Source organism: Sphingomonas sp. GW821-FHT09B04 (assembly GCF_059418285.1).
Window position 1 is genome coordinate 1 of sequence record NZ_JBWKPO010000008.1, and the last position, 19,249, is coordinate 19,249.

21 protein-coding genes are annotated in these 19,249 nt (G+C 66.4%); 11 read left to right on the forward strand and 10 right to left on the reverse strand.

Features of this window, described 5'->3' with window-relative positions:
• Positions 1–259: hypothetical protein (locus AC07NK_RS19960; protein WP_495172383.1), on the forward strand; the 259-nt coding region annotated here is incomplete at its 5' end.
• Positions 260–275: 16 nt separating this feature from the next.
• Entirely contained in the window at positions 276–1,745 is a 1,470-nt protein-coding gene (locus AC07NK_RS19965) for a lipopolysaccharide biosynthesis protein (RefSeq protein ID WP_495172384.1), read from the forward strand.
• Between the two features lie 31 nt (positions 1,746–1,776).
• On the opposite strand, the gene AC07NK_RS19970 is transcribed toward AC07NK_RS19965, so the two are convergent.
• Entirely contained in the window at positions 1,777–2,205 is a 429-nt protein-coding gene (locus AC07NK_RS19970; protein WP_495172385.1) for a CBS domain-containing protein, read from the reverse strand.
• 65 nt (positions 2,206–2,270) lie between these two features.
• Here AC07NK_RS19970 and AC07NK_RS19975 point away from each other — a divergent pair, with 65 nt between their 5' ends.
• A complete protein-coding gene (locus AC07NK_RS19975; protein WP_495172386.1) occupies positions 2,271–2,558 on the forward strand; it encodes a hypothetical protein in 288 nt (95 codons plus the stop codon).
• Positions 2,559–2,585: 27 nt separating this feature from the next.
• Here AC07NK_RS19975 and AC07NK_RS19980 read toward each other — a convergent pair whose 3' ends face one another.
• The 6 genes from AC07NK_RS19980 to hisS form a co-directional block, all read right to left on the reverse strand.
• Complete coding sequence (locus tag AC07NK_RS19980; RefSeq protein WP_495172387.1) at positions 2,586–4,322, reverse strand: DUF4139 domain-containing protein; 1,737 nt, start codon at positions 4,320–4,322, stop codon at positions 2,586–2,588.
• A gap of 7 nt (positions 4,323–4,329) precedes the next feature.
• On the reverse strand, positions 4,330–5,724 hold the full coding sequence (locus tag AC07NK_RS19985) for a DUF4139 domain-containing protein (protein WP_495172388.1): 1,395 nt from the start codon (positions 5,722–5,724) through the stop codon (positions 4,330–4,332).
• 129 nt (positions 5,725–5,853) lie between these two features.
• Positions 5,854–6,663, reverse strand: a complete 810-nt coding sequence (locus AC07NK_RS19990) for a DUF4167 domain-containing protein (protein WP_495172389.1) — start codon at positions 6,661–6,663, stop codon at positions 5,854–5,856.
• A 256-nt stretch (positions 6,664–6,919) separates the two neighbouring features.
• Positions 6,920–7,732 carry a peptide chain release factor N(5)-glutamine methyltransferase gene (gene prmC / locus AC07NK_RS19995; RefSeq protein WP_495172390.1) on the reverse strand — a complete coding sequence of 271 codons (813 nt, stop codon included), beginning with the start codon at positions 7,730–7,732 and terminating at the stop codon, positions 6,920–6,922.
• Positions 7,729–8,802: a peptide chain release factor 1 gene (gene prfA, locus AC07NK_RS20000; RefSeq protein ID WP_495172391.1), complete on the reverse strand. Its 1,074-nt coding sequence runs from the start codon at positions 8,800–8,802 to the stop codon at positions 7,729–7,731. Before prfA ends, prmC begins: the two co-directional genes overlap by 4 nt.
• A complete protein-coding gene (hisS, locus tag AC07NK_RS20005) occupies positions 8,799–10,046 on the reverse strand; it encodes a histidine--tRNA ligase (RefSeq protein WP_495172392.1) in 1,248 nt (415 codons plus the stop codon). Before hisS ends, prfA begins: the two co-directional genes overlap by 4 nt.
• A 70-nt stretch (positions 10,047–10,116) precedes the next feature.
• On the opposite strand from hisS, the gene miaB reads away from it, so the two are divergent.
• Positions 10,117–11,466 (forward strand): tRNA (N6-isopentenyl adenosine(37)-C2)-methylthiotransferase MiaB, encoded by a 1,350-nt coding sequence (gene miaB, locus AC07NK_RS20010; RefSeq protein ID WP_495172418.1) that lies wholly within the window; start codon positions 10,117–10,119, stop codon positions 11,464–11,466.
• Here the strand turns inward: miaB and AC07NK_RS20015 are convergent.
• Entirely contained in the window at positions 11,463–11,903 is a 441-nt protein-coding gene (locus AC07NK_RS20015; RefSeq protein WP_495172393.1) for a MerR family transcriptional regulator, read from the reverse strand. The genes miaB and AC07NK_RS20015 overlap by 4 nt on opposite strands.
• Before the next feature lie 71 nt (positions 11,904–11,974).
• Between AC07NK_RS20015 and AC07NK_RS20020 the strand changes: the two genes are divergently transcribed.
• On the forward strand, positions 11,975–12,820 hold the full coding sequence (locus tag AC07NK_RS20020; protein ID WP_495172394.1) for an oxidoreductase: 846 nt from the start codon (positions 11,975–11,977) through the stop codon (positions 12,818–12,820).
• On the opposite strand, the gene AC07NK_RS20025 is transcribed toward AC07NK_RS20020, so the two are convergent.
• Positions 12,817–13,449: a TetR/AcrR family transcriptional regulator gene (locus tag AC07NK_RS20025; protein ID WP_495172395.1), complete on the reverse strand. Its 633-nt coding sequence runs from the start codon at positions 13,447–13,449 to the stop codon at positions 12,817–12,819. The two genes, AC07NK_RS20020 and AC07NK_RS20025, sit on opposite strands and share 4 nt — an antisense overlap.
• Before the next feature lie 36 nt (positions 13,450–13,485).
• On the opposite strand from AC07NK_RS20025, the gene AC07NK_RS20030 reads away from it, so the two are divergent.
• From AC07NK_RS20030 to AC07NK_RS20055, 6 genes are all read left to right on the forward strand, one after another.
• Complete coding sequence (locus AC07NK_RS20030) at positions 13,486–13,929, forward strand: ABA4-like family protein (protein WP_495172396.1); 444 nt, start codon at positions 13,486–13,488, stop codon at positions 13,927–13,929.
• A complete protein-coding gene (locus AC07NK_RS20035) occupies positions 13,926–14,750 on the forward strand; it encodes a hypothetical protein (protein WP_495172397.1) in 825 nt (274 codons plus the stop codon). Before AC07NK_RS20030 ends, AC07NK_RS20035 begins: the two co-directional genes overlap by 4 nt.
• A gap of 259 nt (positions 14,751–15,009) precedes the next feature.
• Positions 15,010–16,014 carry a PhoH family protein gene (locus AC07NK_RS20040; RefSeq protein WP_495172398.1) on the forward strand — a complete coding sequence of 335 codons (1,005 nt, stop codon included), beginning with the start codon at positions 15,010–15,012 and terminating at the stop codon, positions 16,012–16,014.
• The gene (ybeY, locus tag AC07NK_RS20045) at positions 16,007–16,516 is read left to right on the forward strand and encodes an rRNA maturation RNase YbeY (protein ID WP_495172399.1); all 510 of its coding nucleotides are present in this window, start codon (positions 16,007–16,009) and stop codon (positions 16,514–16,516) included. The genes AC07NK_RS20040 and ybeY overlap by 8 nt, the downstream gene beginning before the upstream one ends.
• 8 nt (positions 16,517–16,524) lie before the next feature.
• Complete coding sequence (locus AC07NK_RS20050; RefSeq protein WP_495172400.1) at positions 16,525–17,442, forward strand: hemolysin family protein; 918 nt, start codon at positions 16,525–16,527, stop codon at positions 17,440–17,442.
• Positions 17,439–18,830, forward strand: coding sequence for a PQQ-dependent sugar dehydrogenase (locus AC07NK_RS20055; RefSeq protein ID WP_495172401.1), 1,392 nt, complete (start codon positions 17,439–17,441; stop codon positions 18,828–18,830). The genes AC07NK_RS20050 and AC07NK_RS20055 overlap by 4 nt, the downstream gene beginning before the upstream one ends.
• On the opposite strand, the gene AC07NK_RS20060 is transcribed toward AC07NK_RS20055, so the two are convergent.
• Positions 18,802–19,230, reverse strand: coding sequence for a hypothetical protein (locus tag AC07NK_RS20060; RefSeq protein WP_495172402.1), 429 nt, complete (start codon positions 19,228–19,230; stop codon positions 18,802–18,804). The two genes, AC07NK_RS20055 and AC07NK_RS20060, sit on opposite strands and share 29 nt — an antisense overlap.
• Between the last annotated feature and the right edge of the window lie 19 nt (positions 19,231–19,249).

Genomic DNA, 19,249 nt, shown 5'->3' on the forward strand with positions numbered 1-19,249 from the left:
GGGGCCGCCGCCCACATGTCCCTTCATCAAAATCACAATGTCAAAGAGCGACAAAAACCGACGCACCATCAACCCCTATTACCGGGGCGACCTGTGCGCCTTGCTTTTGGTGACCGTCGAAGCGCTCCGTGTGGTGCACCCCGTCGGTGGAGTGGCTTCTATGCTCGACCTTCAGATCGGTCAACAAGGTTTTTGCATTTTTGTTTCAAATGGCGTGAAACCCGCAGAAATCTGCCGTTTACGTGGCATCAACAGGTGACAGGCATACCCTCCGCATGACCGAATCAACCGCCGAATCGCCGAAACAGGGCCGTGAATCACTCCGGGATCAGGTGCGCAGCGCCGTGATCTGGCGTTCGGGCACCCAGATTCTGGGCCAGATCATCGCGTGGGCGTCGACCTTCCTCGTGATCCGGATGCTCGATCCCAGCGACTACGGCCTATTCGCCATGACTCAGGTCGTCCTGGTCCTGCTCAACATGCTCAATGGCTACGGCCTCGCCAGCGCGATAATCCAGAAGCCCGATGTCGACGACCGCGCGGTGCGCCAGCTGTTCGGAATGCTGCTGCTGCTCAACTTCGGTCTCGGCGCCGCACAGTTCCTGATGGCGCCGCTCGCCGCGGCCTATTACCGGCAGGATGTCGTCGCCGATCTGCTGCGGGTGCAGGCGCTGCTCTATATCGCCACCCCGTTCATCGCGCTTCCCTATGCATTGCTCGCGCGCGCAATGGATTTCCGCAAACAGGCACAGGTGAACCTCATCTCCGCCACCGCCGGCGCACTTGCTGCGCTGGGCGGTGCCTATGCAGGATTGGGCGTATGGACGCTGGTGCTCGCGCCGCTCGTCCTGTTCGGGACGCGCGCGATCGGGATGACCTGGGCCGCGCGCTCGCTGATGTGGCCGAGCTTCGACTTTCGCGGCGCCGGGGGAATGGCCCGCTATGGCGGACTGATGGCGGCAGGCCAGCTCTTCTGGTTCGTCCAGAGCCAGGCCGATGTGTTCATCGCCGGCCGCCTGTTCGATCCACACTGGCTGGGCATCTATACCACCAGCCTGTTCCTGACCCAGATCCTCGTCCAGAAGTTCATCCCCGCGTTGAACGAAGTCGCCTTCTCGGCCTATTCCCGAATGCAACACGACGCAGAGGGCGCGACGATCGCCTTCGCCAAATCGGTGCGCCTGATCATGGTCGCGGCGATGCCCTTCTATCTCGGGCTTGCCGCCACCGCCGAACCGCTGGTGCATGTCGCGCTGGGGGAAAAGTGGATTCAGGCCGCGCCGGTGGTCCGGATCCTCGCGCTCGCCATGCCCTTCATGACGCTCCAGATCCTGTTCGCCGCCGCGACCGATGCGCGCGGTCGACCGGGAATCGGGGCACAGATTTCGGCGATCGGCGCCTTCCTGCTGCCCGCGGCCTTTCTGATCGGGGTGCAATGGGGCGTGATCGGCCTGTCGCTGACCTGGATCGCGGTGTGGCCGGTGTTCCTTGCGATCACCGCAGTGCGCAGCCTGCCGGTGATCGGCCTGTCATGGCGCGACTGGATCGCGTCCTTTGCCCCGCCGGTGACTGCGGCGATGGCGATGGCGCTCGCCGTCGTGCTGATCGATCGCATGCTGCCGCCGCTCGGGCCCCTGCCTCATCTGCTTCTGCTCAGCGCGGCGGGGGCGGCCATCTACGGCGCATGGCTCTGGTTCTTCGCGCGCACGACGGTCGAAGATGCGATCGGCATGATCCGGCGCTAGCTTGTAAGCCGTACCAGCCCGCCCCCAAATATCAGGCGGACTGGATATAGGCTCGCATCTGTGCCGCCTCGGTCTCGATCCGCTCGATCCGGTACTTCACCAGATCGCCGATCGACACGAATCCGAGCAGCGCGCCGCCCTCGACCACCGGGAGGTGGCGAATGCGGCGCTGCGTCATCAGTGACAGCGCAGCGAGCACCGGTTCGTCGCGCGTCACGCTGATCACCGGCGTCGTCATCACGCCGCGGACCTCGCGGTCGAGCGCGGTGGCACCTTCATTCTGAAGACAATGGATCACATCGCGCTCGGAGAAGATGCCCGCGACCGCGCCATGCTCGACCACCGGCACGGCACCGATTCGCTTGGCGGCGAGCAGCGCAACCGCGTCGCGGACACTGGTCCCGCCGCTCACGGTTGTGACATCCTGCCCCTTCCCGCTCAGGATTGCTGCGATCGTCATCGTCAGGCTCCTCTTTCCTGTCAGAGACGGTTGAGAATCCCATGTTTCAGGCCCAATTGGAAGGGATGAAACCCGATCTCGACAATCCCGACTATGCCCGGCTCGCCTGGCGCCGCTATCGCCGGATCTTTGGCATTGTCGCGGCGGTCGCGATCGTATCCGCGGTCGTCGCCATTGTCGCACTCTACATCACCATCGGCGAGTTCCAGCTCCATGCCTCGATCGCGATGGCGATCGGCATCGGCCTGTCGGTGCTGCTCGGCGGCGGATTGATGGGACTCATCTTCATGAGCTCGGGCACCGGGCATGACGAGCGTTCGCGCGACGCGACCGACCGGGATCGTCGCCGCTAGCACCCGCACGAAAGCGCAGCCGCGAGGTTACCGCTTGAGCGTGTAGCTGAGGGTGGCCGTGCCGTTGTCCGGCACCTCAAGCGGCAGTACCCAGCCGCCAGGGCCGCGTTCGATTCCCGCCGGCTTGTCGGCGAGGTCGTTGGGGACGATGATCTGGGCCGTCACCGGCACATTTCGCGCATTGGTGATGTCGACGCGCCATTCCTGCCGGTCCTTCGTCTCCTTCACACGGGTCAACTTCCACTGGACGTCGGGACTGCTGCCGAGCTTCAGTTCCACCGCTTCGCCCACGGCCAGATCGGCGACATCGTCGCTGCCGGCGAGCAGGCGGCGGCTTGCGACCGTCTCGAACAGTGACAAGCTGCCCGCAGGCAGCGGCACGCCCAAGCCCTGCTCCCGGGTGTTGATCGAGCGCAGCAGGAACGGCATCGGCTGGGGCGTAGCGACCCCAGCGGCGACATTCGCGCGATAGAGACGGTCGAACCGCGCGTCGGGCTGGACGATCATCGCCACCTGCTTCTGGCTTTGCGCGGCAACGGTGACGCGCATCGGCACGCGGTAAAGCTTGAGATCCCCCAGCGCCTCGGCCTGCGCCTGAGCCCCCTCGGCGACGGCGACGGTTTCGTTCGCGACCGGTGCCGGCGGCGGCGGAGGCGGTGCGGGCGCGGGCATGGCATAGTCCGCCGACACGACCGAAAGCGCCATGCGCGATTCCCGGCGCGTGCGCGCCATGCGAGTGCCCGTCACCACGATGTTGCCTTCGTCACCCCCTCCCCCGCCGAACTGGCGTTCGCGCTTCTCGCGCTCGCGACGTTGCTTGCGGGTTTCGAAACTGCCCGGCGCGTTGCGGCCCACCGCATCGAACCTCGCCAGGTCCGCCCCGCGCGGCATCGGTAGTCGCTCAAAGTCGCGGCGAGGATGGGTGCTGGTCGTATCGATCGGCCAGCATTGCAGGTTGAGCGCGGACGCAGGCGGCGGCGGGGGCGGCGCGTTGGGCCGCTTGTTGGGCTTGCCCGCGATCACCTGAAGCCGCGCGTCCTTGAAGCTCTGCTGCCCGCCATTGGCGACGGTCAGCCAGGCGAACAGCCCCATCTTCTTGCCGTCCGGCGCCATGTTGCCGACATAGTTGGCCGACCAGTCGAACCCCTGCGCCATATAGGTCAGCTGGATCGTCGCGGTGACGGCACGGTCGCTGCGCGTCAGGATCGAGAGCGTCGGCCGCGCGGTGAGCGTGTCGGGCACGCCGGGATAGATCATTCGTTCGGGCAGCCCCGAACAGCGCAGCGCCTCGAACCCCTCATCGGTGCGGATCAGCACGCCGCCATCGGGGCCGGACTGGATGATCGCGCTCTGCTCGCGCATCCGGCCCGTTGCCGGATCGGTCCGGCGGATGAGCACGCGGCGCTTCAGATAGGCGTCGACCAGCCCGGCAGGGGAAATCAGCCGCGCATCGCGATTCTTCTCGCGCACGCCTGAGGGCAAGCCGGTGACGATCGCGGTTTCGGGGAGCAGCCCTTCGGCGACATTCTCGAACCGAAGCTGGCTTTCGCCCCTCGGCAGGGTGATCGTCCGTGTCTCGGTGATCAGCGCGTAGCCGCCCGGCCAGCCCGCCCGCATCATGCCGGCATCGCGATAGGGATCGCGATAGATCGTCACCGCGACGTCCGACATCTCGGTCGAGGTGACGGTAGCCGGCGCGACGGTCTGTCCCCCCGCATGCGCCAGCGAGGGCAAGCCCAGGATCAGGAGCAGGAGCCAGCGCATCAGGCGCTCAGTACCGCGTGTCGAACGTCGCTATCAGGTCCGCGCTGCCATTGGCCGCAACCGGCACCTTCCATTCCACGCGATCCGCGGAGACGCGTTCGCCGGCGATGCTCTGGTCGGTGATCTTCACATCGCCCCACAGCCCGTCCTGCGCCAGGTCGACGGTGACCGGCGTGTCGCGCGCATTGCTCACCGTATAGCGCATCCGCGTGCGCCAGCGGCGGTTGGACAGCTTGGTCCGCTCCTCCACCACCACCTTGACCTTGACGTCGAACGCCTCGCCGGTGCGGATCGACATCGATGATCCCATCGGCGTGTGACCGATGCGGTTTTCGCCGATGAACTGCGGATCGCCACGCGCGTCGCGCATGTAGACCCGAACAGTCCCCGCCGGGAGCTGATCGCCAAGGCCGCCATTGCGCGAGGTCGAGAATTTGATCGCGGTGGCGGCGCTGCGCGGTGTGTCGTTGCCGCCCATCCAGCCATTGACGAATTCATACGCCTTGCGCGCGGGCGACGCCTTGACGTCGAGGAAGCTCACCTGCTTCTGCTGCGCGTTGGCGATGGTGGTGCGCTCGGCGAGCGGGTAGAGATAATAATCGCCCAGCCGCTCGCGCGGCCCGCTCTCGGTTCCCGCCTGCTCGATCGTGGCATCGTCCGAAGCCATCTGGTTGAAGCGGTTCTGGCCGCCGCCGACATTGCCTGCGACCAGCAGCGTGTCGGCGTTGGTGAAGGTCGTCCCGGTATTGTTGTTGAGCGTGACCCAGCCTTGCACGTCGATCGTGCCCGCCTTCTCGTCGAACAGCGCGACATAGTCGCTGGTCCAGCCGAGGCCCGGGGTCAGATAGGACAGGCGTGTCGGCACCGCGCCGGTGCGCTCCGCCTGCACCGTCACCGACAACGTCGGCCGCGCGCGCAGATTCTCGGGCACCTTGTCGAACACCACGCGCACCGGCAGCCCGTCGTCGCGCAGCACCTCGATCCGGTTGCCGATCTGAAGGACAATGCCGCCGTTCGCGGCGAGCACCTTGGCCTGCTCGCGCGTTTCGGCGCCGGTCGCAGGATTGGTACGGACGATGGTGATGACCTGTCCCACCGCCTTTTCCATTAGCTTGTCCGGGCTCAGCAGATCATAGTCGAAATTCTGCTCGACGATGCCAAGGCCTGGGCCGGACAGTGTCACCGTCTCCGGCCTGATCTGCGCCGAGACATCGGGGAATTCCTGCCGGCTCCGCCCCTGCGGCACGTTCAGCGTCCGCGCATCCTGCACCAGCGCGAGATTGTTGTTGTAGATGGTGACGGAGACATCGCCCTGTGCCGTTGGCGCGGGCGCGGTCTGCGCGACCGCAAGGCCGGGAAGTGCGGCGCTTACCGCCGCAAGAGCCAGGGTTAGACGCCGCATCGCACTTCCTTCCGCTATGTCCGGCCACCATCGCCACGGCACACATCAAGTCAACGGACAAAGCGCGACCGCAACGAAAAAGGCCGGCCCGCGGTGGCGGACCGGCCTCTGTCTCTTCGGAAGGTGGGATCACTCCGCCGCGGCGGGCTCCTCGTCCTTCTTCACGCGGCGACGCTTCGGCTTGGCCTCGGCCACCACCTCGCCCTCGACGCCCAGCGCCGGGGGAAGGATCGCGGCGATGCCGGCGACGTCGTCCGCATCCTGCACCTCTTCGCGGCGCGGACGGCCACGGCGGCGCGGCTGCTCGGCGCGGGGCGCCTCGTCCTCGTTCGCAGGGGCGGGATGCTCGGCAGCTTCGCCTTCCGACTGGAAGCCACCCGCCGGACGGCGATCGCCACGGTCGTTGTTACGCTCGTTGCGATTGCCGCGATCATCACGACTGCCGCGGTTGTCGCGGTTGTCACGACTATCGCGATCGCGATTGTCACGACGGGGTTCGCGCTGCTCTTCGCGACGCGGCGCGCGCTCGTACCGGTCCTGGCCGCGGGTATCCCCCTCGTCGCCGGCATTGCCCTCGCGCTGCCCCTCGGCGCCGTCCATCTCGAAATCGTCGTCATCGCCGTCGATATCGGTGTTGGGGCGGCGACCCTGCTGGGTCTGGCCGGGATTCTGCTCCTCGAAGCGCGACCGGGTCTCCGCGAGGACGCGGAAATAGTGATCGGCGAACTGGAGGTAATATTCGGTGTTAACGCGGTCGCCCTGCATCTGCGCGTCGCGCGCAAGATTCTTGTATTTCTCAAGAAGCTGGGCGGCGTTGCCACGGGCGCGGTTGTCGATGCGGTTGCCATTGCCCTGGTTGGGGTTGCCACCACCACCCTGCTGGCGCTGGCCACCACGGCCGCGCCGGCGGCCGTTGTTCGCCTGACGATTGTTTATCAACGTCTGTGTGTCCTGTCCTTAACTCAATCCGCCATCGATCATCAGTGATCCCGGATGCGTGTTACCCCGCACGTCGCGCCGGAAACACTCCGGAGCGGCGCCCCGCATGGCTGCCGGACATTCAGCAGCGCACATGCCTTGGATTGGGTCGGCGTTCCATTTCAACGATTTAGGTTGAAGGTGCCATCCCCGCGGCCATCATTAGCCAATGGGGCGCCAATCTCCAAGCACTATATTGGCATGACACACCGATAGTTCAACTTGCGGCAACCACGCGATCGCGCCCGCCAAGGTCCTGACGGATTGCCGCGGTCAATCCCGCCGCCCGCACCAGCGCAGCGACCGCCGCGCCCTGTGTCCAGCCGATCTCCAGCACCGCGATTCCACCCGGCGCGAGCAGACGCTGCAGATCGGGGATGATGCGGCGGTAATCGTCGAGGCCGTCTTCGCCTGCGAACAGCGCCTCCGCCGGCTCATGGTCGCCCACCTCCGGGCCCAGCACCTCGCCGGTGCCGATATAGGGCGGGTTACACAGGATCAGATCGAACCGGCTCTCGAGGCCATCGGCCCAGTCGCCCACACGCAGTTCGGCGCGATCCGCCAGCCCCAGCCGCACCGCATTACCCCGCGCATAGCCCAGCGCCGCTTCGGAGGCATCGACCCCCACCCCGCTCGCCGCGGGCCATTCTGCCAGCGCCGCCAGCAGCAACGTTCCCGGCCCGGTACCCAGATCGAGTACGCGTTTCGGCCCCACCGTTCCCGCGAAATGCGCCACCGCCGCCTCGATCAGCGTCTCGCTGTCCGCACGCGGCACCAGCACGCCAGAGCCGACCTGCAGCTCGATCGTCCAGAAACCCCGGCTGCCAGTGATATAGGCCACCGGCTCGTGCGCCACGCGCCGATCCACCAGCGCCGCAAAGCCCTCCGGCACCGGATCGCCAAGCCGGGTCAGCAGCATCGCCTGGCGCGACACGCCCAGCGCATGCGCCATCAGCAATTCGGCATCGAGCCGAGGCGTCTGTGAAGCGATCCGCGAAGCCGCCTCGGCGATCGCGGCCCGGACGGTCACGAGTCCAGCGCCGCCAGCCGCTCCGCTTCGTCTTCGGCGACCAGCGCGCCGATCATCTCGTCCATCTCGCCCTCGAGAATCTCTGGCAGGCGGTGGAGAGTCAGGTTGATGCGGTGATCGGTCACCCGCCCCTGCGGGAAATTATAGGTGCGGATGCGCTCCGACCGGTCGCCCGATCCGACCATCGATTTGCGCGCGCCCGAGCGTTCGCTCGCCAGCCGCTCGCGCTCCAGCTCATAGAGCCGCGTGCGCAGCACGTGCATCGCCTTGTCGCGATTCTTGTGCTGGCTGCGCTGGTCCTGCTGGATCACGACCAGCCCGGTCGGGATGTGCGTCAGCCGGATCGCCGAATCGGTGGTGTTGACGTGCTGGCCGCCCGCGCCCGACGAGCGGTAGATATCGACGCGCAGATCCTCGTTGCGGATCTCGATATCGACCTCTTCCGCCTCGGGCAGCACTGCGACCGTCGCCGCCGACGTGTGAATGCGCCCGCCGCTCTCGGTCACCGGCACGCGCTGGACGCGGTGCACGCCGCTCTCGAACTTCAGCTTCGCGAACACGCCTTTGCCGGCGACGCTCGCGACGACTTCCTTGTATCCCCCGGCTTCCGAGGTGCTGGCCGATATCATCTCGACCTTCCACCCCTGCCGCTCGGCATAGCGGGTGTACATGCGCAGCAGATCGCCCGCGAACAGCCCCGCCTCGTCGCCGCCGGTGCCGGCGCGGATTTCGAGCATCGCCGCGCGTTCATCGGCCGCGTCGCGCGGGAGCAGTGCGAGCGCCAGCCGATGATCGGCCGCGGCCAGCGCGGTCTCGTTCTCGCGCAATTCGTCGTTCGCCATCGCGCGCAGCTCGGGATCGCCATCGCGGCTCATCTCGGTCAGGCTCGCCGCTTCCTCGCGCAGCCGCCGCACCTCGCCCGCCGCCGCCGCGACCGGCTCCAGCTCGGCATATTCCTTGGAGATCGCGACGAAACGGTCCGACGGCAGATCGCCGGTCGCCATCATCGCCTGCAGCTCGTCGCGCCGCGCCTCGATCGCGGCGATCTTGTCGGGCGAGATTCGGGTCATACCGCCGCGAGCACCGCGATCAGCGTCGCCAGCGTGTCGTCATCGACCGCATCGCTCTTGAGCGTCCGGCGGTTCACCACCGGCACATCCTCGCGCACGTCTATCGAGACGATCTCGGCCGGGTTCGATTTGACCGCCTTGTCGTAGCGCTTCTTGGGACTGCCGGTCGCGAACAGCTCGGCCACCACGCCCGCACGGCGCAGCGATGCGACCAGCTCGATGCCCTTGGCCTCATGGCCCGCACGCTCGACCACCACGGCGACCTGAATCTGTTCCGCCGCCGGGGCCTCGGTCAGCATCCCCAGCCGCTCGATCCCCGCAGCCCAGCCCACGCCCGGCGTCTCCGGTCCACCGAGGTTACCGATCAGCCCATCATAGCGGCCGCCGGCCAGCACCGTGCCCTGCGCGCCCAGCCGGTCGGTGACGAACTCGAACGCGGTGTGGCGATAGTAATCCAGCCCGCGCACCAGCCGTGCGTTGCGCGTCCAGGCGACCCCCGCCGCGTCGAGCCCGCCGGTCACCGCGTCGAAAAAGTCCTTCGCCTCCGTCGTCAGGAACGCGTCGATGTCCGGCGCCGAATCCGCCGCCGGACGATCGCGCGGGTCCTTGGAATCGAGGATGCGCAGCGGGTTCTTTTCCAGCCGCGTCAGGCTGTCCTCGGACAGGTCGGCCCGGAAGCTCTCGAAATGCTCGATCAGCGCCGCGCGCCAGGCGTCGCGCGTCTCGGCGTCGCCCAGCGTGTTGAGCTGAAGCGTCACCCCATCGGCAATGCCCAGCTCGTGCAGCAGCTGGTCGGCCAGCGTCAGCAGCTCGACATCCGCCGTCGGCTCGGCCGCGCCGATGATCTCGGCATCGATCTGGTGGAACTGGCGATAGCGCCCCTTTTGCGGGCGTTCGTAGCGGAACACCGGGCCGTGCGTGGTCAGCTTGAGCGGCGCGAACTGCTGCCAGCCCTCGGTGATGTACGCGCGGCAGATGCCCGCGGTGAATTCAGGCCGCAGCGTCAGCAGATCGTCGCCCCGGTCGGGGAAGGTGTACATTTCCTTCGACACGACATCCGAGGTCTCACCCATCGAACGCGCGAACACGTTGGTCGCCTCGAACACCGGCACCTGCACCTGCTGGAAGCAGTAAAGCCGCCGCACCTTCTCGAACGCCTCGACGACGCGTGCGAAACGGCGCTGCTCTTCGCCGAAGATGTCCTGCGTGCCGCGCACGCGCTTGGGGGTCTCGATCCGTGCCATTTGGGGCGGCTATCTATTGGCAGCGGGAGCGGAACGCCAGAGGCGGTTTCGCCGCCCCCTCCATTCCACTATAGGCGCCGGGATGACCGCCACCCCCAAGACCGCTCCCAAGACCTTCCACGTCAAGTCGTTCGGCTGCCAGATGAACGTTTATGACGGCGACCGCATGGCCGAGCTGATGGCGGCGCAGGGCATGACCGCGACCGACGATGCCAATGCCGCCGACCTCGTCGTGCTCAACACCTGCCACATCCGCGAAAAGGCCACCGACCGCGTCTATTCCGATATCGGCCATCTGCGAAAGAAGGCCCGCAACGCCAACCGCGACGCCCCGATGATCGCCATCGCCGGCTGCGTCGCGCAAGCCGAGGGCGAAGAGATCATCCGCCGCGCGAAGGTGGACGTTGTGGTCGGGCCGCAGGCCTATCACAACCTCCCCGCACTGGTGGCACAGGCCGCGTCGGGCGCGAGCGCGGTCGATACCGACATGCCGATCGCCAGCAAGTTCGGTGCGCTCCCGGCCCGCCGCCGCGTGCCGCCCTCGGCCTTCCTGACGGTGCAGGAAGGGTGCGACAAATTCTGCACCTATTGCGTCGTCCCCTATACCCGCGGCGCCGAAGTCAGCCGCCCGTTCGACGCGATCGTCGATGAGGCCAAGTCGCTGGTCGACGCCGGCGCGCGTGAGATCACGTTGCTCGGCCAGAACGTCAATGCGTGGGACGATGCCGAGGGCACCGGCCTGCATGGCCTGATCCGCGCGCTCGACCGGATCGATGGGCTGCACCGCATCCGCTATACCACCAGCCACCCCAACGACATGAAGGACGGTCTGATCCGCGCCCATGCCGAGGTCGAGAAGCTGATGCCCTTCCTCCATTTGCCGGTGCAGGCGGGCAATGACCGCATCCTCAAGGCGATGAACCGGTCGCACAGCCGCGATTCGTACCTGCGCATCCTCGACCGCGTTCGCGACGTGCGGCCCGATATCGCGCTGTCGGGCGACTTCATCGTCGGCTTCCCGGGCGAGACCGAGGCCGAGTTCGCCGATACGCTGAGCCTGGTCGACGCGGTCGGCTATGCCCAGTGTTTCAGCTTCAAATACTCCCCCCGCCCCGGCACGCCCGCGGCGGAAATGGACGGCGCAGTCCCCGCCGAGGTGATGGACGATCGCCTTCAGCGCCTGCAAGCCGCGCTCGGCCGCCATCAGGCCGCGTTCAACGCCGCGACGCTCGGCAAGACCTGCACTGTCCTGATCGAGCGCAAAGGCAAGCTGCCCGGCCAGATGCTCGGCAAGTCGCCCTGGCTTCAGTCGGTCCATTTGATGACCGATGCGCAGATTGGCGATCTGGTCGAAGTCGAGATCGTCCGCGCCGACCCCAATTCGCTCGCGGGCGTCGAGAAGGTGAAGGCGGTGGCCTAGTCGGCGGCGAACTGACCGGCCCTGCCCGTCTCTGCCTCCATGTAGCACCGGTCATAGTCGCCGAACGACGGCTCCGTGCCCTTCTGGTTGTTTTCCAGCCACGTCACCTTGGCGCGGGTATAGTCGATCATCGCGCCGAGCTGCTCCGCCTTCTCCTCGAGCCGGGCCAGCTGCGTGCGCATCAACTCGACGCTGCGTTCGCTGGTCATCCCGGCCTGATATTCCGCCGCCAGCACCGCGATCTCGCGCAAGGTGAAGCCCAGCCCCTGAGCCATCCGGATGGCGCGTGCCAGCTCCAGATGCTCGGCGGTGAACAATTGATAGGGGTTCGATCCGCCCTTGAGACCCGTCTCGGGCGCGAGCAGCCCCTTGCGGATGTAGAAGCGCACTGTGTCGACGCTCAGCCCTGTGCGCTTGGCGAACTCGGAAATCAGCATCATGCACCCTTGACCATGGACTATGGTCCACACTTATATGGTCAGGCTCCAGAGTTCAATCGGAGTCCAAGATGCAGAAAATTGCCCCCGGAATTGCCCTCGTCACCGGTGCCTCGGCCGGAATCGGCGAAGCCACCGTCAAACGCCTGATCCGGGATGGCTGGACGGTCTACGCCGCCGCCCGTCGCCTCGATCGGATGGAGCCGCTCCGCGCCTTCGGGGCCGAGCTGATCCATCTCGACCTGACTGACGACGTCTCGATCGTCGCCGCGGTCGAAACGATCCGCACCGCTACCGGTCGACTCGACCTGCTCGTCAACAATGCCGGATATGGCAGCTACGGCGCGCTCGAGGATGTGCCGATGGATGAGGCGCGCCGGCAGGTGGAAGTCAATCTGTTCGGCCTGGCGCGGCTGTGCCAGCTCACGACCCCGCTAATGCGCGCGCAGCAATCGGGAACGATCGTCAACGTCACCTCGGTCGGCGGCAAGTTCGGCGAGCCGTTCGGCAGTTGGTACCACGCCACCAAATTCGCCGTCGAAGGCCTGAGCGACTGTTTGCGCATGGAGCTTCGCCCCTTCGGGATCCGCGTCGTGGTGGTCGAACCCGGCGGGATCCGCACCGAATGGGCGGGCATCGCCGGACAGAGCCTGATCGATCGCTCCGGCGAGAGCGTCTATGCGCCCTATGCGCTAAAGCATGCGGCCCTGCTCAACGGCGCCAACGATATGAGCTTCATTTCTCCGCCCGAAGTCGTCGCCAACACCATCGCCAAGGCCGCATCGGCGCGGCGTCCGCGCATCCGCTACGAAAGCGGCGGCGGCGCGAAGGTCATCCTCTTCCTCGTGCGCTGGCTGCCCGATCGCTGGGTCGACGGGCTGATGTGGCGGATGAGCCAGGCAGCGCGAACCGCCTAGTCGGCGATCACGAGGTGATCGAGGACGCGCGGCAGCAAATGCTCGGTTGCCGCTTCCAGCTCCTCGGGGCCAGTCCCGAAGGCGCCGCTCAGCGCCAGTTCGACGAAGCCGTGGACGATCGACCAGCCCGCGATCGAGGGCGCCATCACCGTGAGGTCCGGCCCCTCGCCGGCACCTTCGCCGCGTGCGATGCGGTCGAGGATGTCGAACGCGCGGTCGCCGGCCTCACAGAACGCCACATCCTCGCGGTCGAGCATCGATTTGCGCCACATCAACTCGAACCGCGCGCGGTTGGCGAGGGCGAAGCGGACATAGGCCATGCCGATGCCACGCAGCCGGTCCATCCGTCGCGTGCCCACGTCCCCGGCCGCCAGCGCATCGCCGAAATCACGAAAGGCGCGCGTCGCCACCGCGGTCAGCAGCCCACGCGCGTCGCCGAAATGATGCCCCGGCGCAGCGGGTGAAACCCCTGCACGCCGCGCCGCCTCACGCAGCGAGAATCCCTCGACCCCGCGCTCTTCAAGGATCGATTCGGCGGCGTCAGTCAGCGCCTCACGCAACGCGCCATGATGATAGCCACGCGGGTTTTCACCAGCCGCCATCTTGACACTGTTCACATCGTCTTTCATATCCAATCTGTACGGTGTTTAGATTGGAGTCGCAACATGCTCGATCCGTCCTTGATCTTCTCCCTCGCCGGCAAGCTCGCGATGCTCGGCTGGCTCTCGCTGATTGTCGCCCTGTTCTTCAAACCGGCACGCCAATACGCCTTCCCGGCTGCGCAGTTCGTCATCCCCGCGATTCTGGCCGTCGGCTATCTCCTGATGATCTGGCAGGGCCGCGCCGGGTTCGAGACTGGCGGCTTCGGCTCGATCGAGGCGGTCCGCGCGTTGTTCGCCAACGACGCCGCGCTCACGGCGGGCTGGCTGCACTATCTGGCGTTCGACCTGTTCGTCGGCGCGTGGATTTCGCGCGATGCCGCGGGCCGCGGGATTTTCCCGCTGCTTGCCCTGCCCGCGCTGCCCCTCACCTTCCTGTTCGGCCCGGTCGGGCTGCTCCTCTACCTCGTGGTGCGCGCCGCGCTGCCGTCGAAGGAAGCCGTGCAATGACCGTCCTTGCCCTGACCCCACCGCGTCCCGCCGCCCTGTTCGCCGAGTTCGAGCGGCGCCATCCGCTGCTCACCCGCTACGGCTTTGCCTTGCTGGCGTTCGGCGCCGTCGCGATGGCGCTTCAGATCGTCGACCCGCGCGCGCTGGCGAGCGGGGTCAACATCTGGGTCAAGCCCGCCAAATTCTTCGTCTCGGTTGGCGTGTTCGCGCTCACCGCGGCGTGGTTCATGGGTTATGTCCGTCCCGAACGCCGGAACAGCCGACTGATGCGGCTCACCGCCGGGGCGCTGATCGCCAGTGGCAGCTTCGAGCTGATCTACATCGTCCTTCAAGCTGCACAGGGCCTCGAATCGCACTTCAACCTCAGCACGCCTTTCTACATCACCATGTATGCGCTGATGGGCCTCGGCGCGGTGATCCTCACCGCCACGACCCTCCCGCTCGCCTGGGAAATCGCCCGCCGCCCCACCCCCGGCTTGCAGCGCAGCTTTGTCGCTGCGGTCACGATCGGCCTCGTCCTTACGTTCGTCCTCGGCGGCTGGATGGGTGGCTATATGAGCTCCCAGCCGGGCCATTCTGTCGGGCAGGTCGGCGGGAGCGTCCCTCTGTTCGGCTGGAACCGGCTGGGCGGCGACCTGCGCATCGCCCATTTCCTCGGCATCCATGCCGAGCAGGCGATCCCGCTGCTCGCCGCCGCGACCGCAACGCTGCGCGCCACGCCACGCTGGATTGCGGTACTCGGGGGAAGCCTGGCCTACGCCGCCCTGACCCTCGCCATCTTCCTCCAGGCGGTAGCCGGACGCGCCTTGCTGCCGGCCTGACTGTTGCGCGCATACGTCACTCGCAGGCCAAAGCGTCCGCGGGTGATTTTGCCCTGTCCTACATCGCCCGGCTCTGCCATTCTCCGGCTTACGACATGCCTAACGGAACCTCCGCGCTGCACCCCAGTTTGGCTCCCGACAGCCGCATGTCAGCTTCGCGCGAAAACCCTGCACATCTGTCAACTTCGTCAACCGGCTGTCATGCTCCCGCGCGATGGGAGCGTGTCGTTTGTGACTTTCCAATGCCTGAAAGGACCGCATGAGCCGCAAACCCGTCCCCGCCCAGCATGGCGAACGCTCGCGTGCCGAGGTCACATTCGACCGGCCTCAGCTCCTTCCGCAACTCTTCGGCGAGTATGACAGCAACATCCTCGCGCTCGAAGAGCGGCTGGGCGTCTACATCCACGCTCGCGGCCAGCGCGTTGTCATCGAGGGCAGCGCCGAAGCGGTCGCACATGCCCGCGAGGTGCTGACCGAGCTGCACAGCCGCGTCATCCGCGGCGAGGATATCGACACCGGGCTGATCGACGCGGTGATCGCGATGTCGAGCGAGCCAGTCTTCACCGGCATCATCCGCGCCGAAAATGACGAGGCTGCCGCGCCGCCCATCATGATCCGCACGCGCAACAAGACGATCGTGCCGCGCTCGCTCACCCAGACGGCGTATATGCGCGCGCTGGTCTCCAACGACATCATCTTCGCGCTCGGGCCGGCGGGCACCGGCAAGACTTATCTCGCTGTCGCGCAGGCCGTCGCGCAGCTGATCACCGGATCGGTCAAACGCCTGATTCTATCGCGCCCCGCGGTCGAGGCAGGCGAGCGATTGGGCTTCCTGCCCGGCGACATGAAGGAAAAGGTCGATCCCTATCTGCGCCCGCTCTACGACGCGCTGTACGATTGCCTCCCCGCCGAGCAGGTCGAGCGGCGTATCTCCAGCGGCGAGATCGAGATCGCGCCGATCGCCTTCATGCGCGGCCGCACGCTCGCCGACGCTTTCGTCATCCTCGACGAAGCGCAGAACACCACGCCGATGCAGATGAAGATGTTCCTCACCCGCTTCGGCGCGAACAGCCGGATGGTCGTGTGCGGCGATCCCAAGCAGACCGATCTGCCCGGCGGCCCGTCCGCCTCCGGTCTCAACGACGCCGTCGACAAGCTCGAGGGAATCGAGGGGCTGGCGATGATCCGCTTCGGCATCGGCGATGTCGTGCGCCATCCGATCGTCGGTCGCATCGTCAACGCTTACGAGGGCGGCGATGCTTGACGTTGCCGTCCAGCGTGAGAATGGCTGGCCTGAACTCGACTGGGACGCCCTCGGCGCAAAGGCTGCCGAGGCGGCGGTCGCGCAAACCCCGTTCGGCTCACTCGCCGATACGGACGCGGTGATCGAGATCGCCGTTCGCCTCACCGACGATGCCGAGGTCCATCAGCTCAACAGCCAGTATCGGCAAAAGGATAAGGCGACCAACGTCCTGTCCTTCCCGATGATCGAGCCGGATCTGATCGAAGCGCTCACCCAAAATAGCGACGATGGCGAGGTGATCCTGGGCGATATCGTCCTTGCGCACGGCGTTTGCGCCTCCGAAGCGGAAGAGAAAGGCATTTCAGTCGCCGATCATGCCACGCACCTGATTGTCCATGGGGTGCTGCATTTGCTAGGCTATGATCATCAGGGGGATTCCGAAGCCGAAGCGATGGAGTCGATGGAGCGCGCCGCGCTCGAAACTCTGGGGATCCCCGACCCCTATCTGATACGCGAGGATTGACCCGGGAAATGGCGGACGGCCCCAGTAGCAACGGGAACGGAGACAGTAGCAGCGAGGGCGGAATATGGCGCGGCCTGCGCACCCTGCTGTTCGGCGAAGAGAATAACGAGACGCTGCGCGAGCGCATCGAGGATGCGATCGACGAGGTCGAGGAAGACGGCGAGGGCAAGCCCGCCAAGAAGGGCGACCTCTCTCCGCTTGAGCGCAAGATGATGCGCAACCTGCTCCATTTCGGTGAGCGCGACGCGGGCGACGTCGGCGTGCCGCGCGCGGACATCATCGCGGTCGAGGAAAAGACCAGCTTCGCCGAGCTGGTCCAGCTCTTTGCCGAAGCGGGCCATAGCCGCCTGCCGGTCTATCGCGAGAAGCTCGACCGGGTGATCGGCATGATCCATATCAAGGATGTGTTCGGCGTGGTCGCCGCCGGTGCCGGACCACCGAGCAAGATCAGCAGCCTGATGCGTCAGCCGCTCTACGTCCCCCAATCGATGGGGACGCTCGATCTGCTCGCGCAAATGCAGGCCAGCCGCACCCACCTTGCCATCGTGCTCGACGAATATTCAGGCACCGAAGGCCTGATCACGATCGAAGATCTGGTCGAGGAGATCGTCGGCGAGATCGACGACGAGCATGACGACGCGCCCGAGGCGCTGTTCGTGCCGCTCGACGACGGCGGCTGGGACGCCGATGCCCGTGCCGAGTTGGAAGATGTCGCCGCGGCGATCGATCCACGGCTGGGCGAGGTCGAAGAGGATATCGAGACGCTCGGCGGCCTCGCCTTTGTGCTGGCGGGGCATGTGCCCGAAGCCGGCGAATGCCTGAACCATCCCAGCGGCTGGACGCTCGAGGTGCTCGAGGCTGACGCGACCCGCGTCCGCCGCGTCCGCCTCCATCCGCCGGCCGCACGTGAGGAAACCGAAGAATGACCCGGCTGCGCAAAATCCTGATCATCGTCGGCGGACTGATCCTCGTCTTTGGCGGCCTCTTCTGGTGGTTCAGCCGGCCCGATGTGTCGCAGCTCGATGCGAATGCGGTGACGGGCGCGCGCCCAAAGCTCAGCGCGCCGCGCAACCAGACGATCCCGACGGTCCAGATCGCCGACGCCGTGGGCTGGCCACAGGGCGCCAAGCCCACCGCTGCTGCAGGGCTTCAGGTCAACGCCTTTGCCGCTGGTCTCGATCATCCGCGCTGGATCTATCGCCTGACCAATGGCGATGTGCTGGTTGCCGAGAGCAATTCGCCGCCACGCGACGGCGGGGGCATCACCAACACGGTAATGCGCTGGCTGATGGGCCGTGCGGGGGCGGGTGTGCCCTCGGCCAATCGGATCACGCTGCTGCGCGATGCCGATGGCGATGGCGTGGCCGAAGTTCGTTCGACCCTGCTCAGCGCCGGGAACGGGCTCGAATCGCCCTTCGGCATGGTCGTGGTTGGTGAAACGCTCTACGTCGGCAACCACAACGCGCTGATCCGCTTCCCCTTCAAGGTCGGCGAGACCAAGATCACCGCCAAGGGTGAGAAGGTCGTCGACCTGCCCGGCGGCGGCCACTGGACGCGCAGCGTCATCGCCAGCGAGGACGGCAACACGCTCTATGTCGGTGTCGGTTCCGAAACCAACATCGCCGACAAGGGATTAGACGTCGAGAAGAACCGCGCGGTGATCCTCTCGGTCGATCCCAGGACGAAGCGCGCGGCCATTTTCGCATCGGGTCTGCGCAACCCGGTCGGCATGGCGTTCAACCCCGACACCAAGCGGCTTTGGACGGTGGTGAACGAGCGCGACATGATGGGGTCGGACATGCCGCCCGACTATCTGACCCAGGTCGATTTCGGCAGTTTCTATGGCTGGCCCTGGCATTATTGGGGCGGGTATGAAGACAAGCGTGTGAGCCCCGGCCGCCCGGACCTGCGCGAATATACCGCGCGGCCGGACTTTGCGTTGGGCGCGCATACTGCACCGCTCGGCCTGACTTTTGCGCAGGACCTCCAGCTCGGCCCGGACTATTTGAGCGGCGCATTCGTTGGTCTGCACGGCTCGTGGAATCGCGTTCCGGCAAGCGGGTACAAGGTCGTCTTCGTGCCCTTTGGCGCGCGCGGCCTGCCTGCGGCGGGCGTCAAGCCGGTCGATGTGCTCACCGGCTTCCTCAACGCCGATGGCAAGGCGATGGGGCGACCGGTCGGCGTGACCGCGGACAAGACCGGTGCGCTGCTGGTCGCGGACGATGTCGGCAACGTCATCTGGCGCGTCAGTGCGCCGGGCGCGGCCCCCAGGCCCGCGCCGTCGCCTAGCGCTCGACCTGCGGCAACGCGATAAGCTCGGCCCGGCTGGTCGCCGCACGCAGGTTCCAGTCGTCGCCGTCCGCCACCGCGGTGAGGCGGGTGAGCGGGAGTCGGACAAAACGGTCGGGATCGGTATCGGCGATCTCGATGATCACCGCGTCGATGTTGCCCGAGGCATCGGTCTCGACGCGGTGGATGTCGCCCAGATCCTTGCCGGTCACATCGACCAGATCGGCATTCTCGATCTGGTTGGTGGTCAGGCCGAAAGCGGTGCCCGGCCCGCTGGCCGAAGGCAAATTGGAAGCCGTCACCGTCGGGGCCGGGGCGGAAATCGCTCCGTTCGCCGTAACCTCGGTCCCGGCTGGCGGCGCAGGCAGATCGTCCGAACAGGCGGCGGCGAGCAACAGTGGCAGGACAGCGAGTAAGCGGGACATCGAACGTCTCCTCCCCCCT

Coding starts and splice junctions, on each gene's coding strand:
- AC07NK_RS20015 (WP_495172393.1), bottom strand. CDS start 11,903: ATGCTGATTTCCGAGTTCGCCAAGCGCACAGGGCTGAGCGTCGACACA.
- AC07NK_RS20030 (WP_495172396.1), top strand. CDS start 13,486: ATGCTCGATCCGTCCTTGATCTTCTCCCTCGCCGGCAAGCTCGCGATG.
- AC07NK_RS19985 (WP_495172388.1), bottom strand. CDS start 5,724: ATGCGGCGTCTAACCCTGGCTCTTGCGGCGGTAAGCGCCGCACTTCCC.
- AC07NK_RS20035 (WP_495172397.1), top strand. CDS start 13,926: ATGACCGTCCTTGCCCTGACCCCACCGCGTCCCGCCGCCCTGTTCGCC.
- ybeY (WP_495172399.1), top strand. CDS start 16,007: ATGCTTGACGTTGCCGTCCAGCGTGAGAATGGCTGGCCTGAACTCGAC.
- AC07NK_RS20040 (WP_495172398.1), top strand. CDS start 15,010: ATGAGCCGCAAACCCGTCCCCGCCCAGCATGGCGAACGCTCGCGTGCC.
- AC07NK_RS20055 (WP_495172401.1), top strand. CDS start 17,439: ATGACCCGGCTGCGCAAAATCCTGATCATCGTCGGCGGACTGATCCTC.
- AC07NK_RS19965 (WP_495172384.1), top strand. CDS start 276: ATGACCGAATCAACCGCCGAATCGCCGAAACAGGGCCGTGAATCACTC.
- AC07NK_RS19980 (WP_495172387.1), bottom strand. CDS start 4,322: ATGCGCTGGCTCCTGCTCCTGATCCTGGGCTTGCCCTCGCTGGCGCAT.
- AC07NK_RS19970 (WP_495172385.1), bottom strand. CDS start 2,205: ATGACGATCGCAGCAATCCTGAGCGGGAAGGGGCAGGATGTCACAACC.
- AC07NK_RS20050 (WP_495172400.1), top strand. CDS start 16,525: ATGGCGGACGGCCCCAGTAGCAACGGGAACGGAGACAGTAGCAGCGAG.
- hisS (WP_495172392.1), bottom strand. CDS start 10,046: ATGGCACGGATCGAGACCCCCAAGCGCGTGCGCGGCACGCAGGACATC.
- AC07NK_RS20025 (WP_495172395.1), bottom strand. CDS start 13,449: ATGAAAGACGATGTGAACAGTGTCAAGATGGCGGCTGGTGAAAACCCG.
- AC07NK_RS19975 (WP_495172386.1), top strand. CDS start 2,271: ATGAAACCCGATCTCGACAATCCCGACTATGCCCGGCTCGCCTGGCGC.
- AC07NK_RS20020 (WP_495172394.1), top strand. CDS start 11,975: ATGCAGAAAATTGCCCCCGGAATTGCCCTCGTCACCGGTGCCTCGGCC.
- prfA (WP_495172391.1), bottom strand. CDS start 8,802: ATGACCCGAATCTCGCCCGACAAGATCGCCGCGATCGAGGCGCGGCGC.
- AC07NK_RS20060 (WP_495172402.1), bottom strand. CDS start 19,230: ATGTCCCGCTTACTCGCTGTCCTGCCACTGTTGCTCGCCGCCGCCTGT.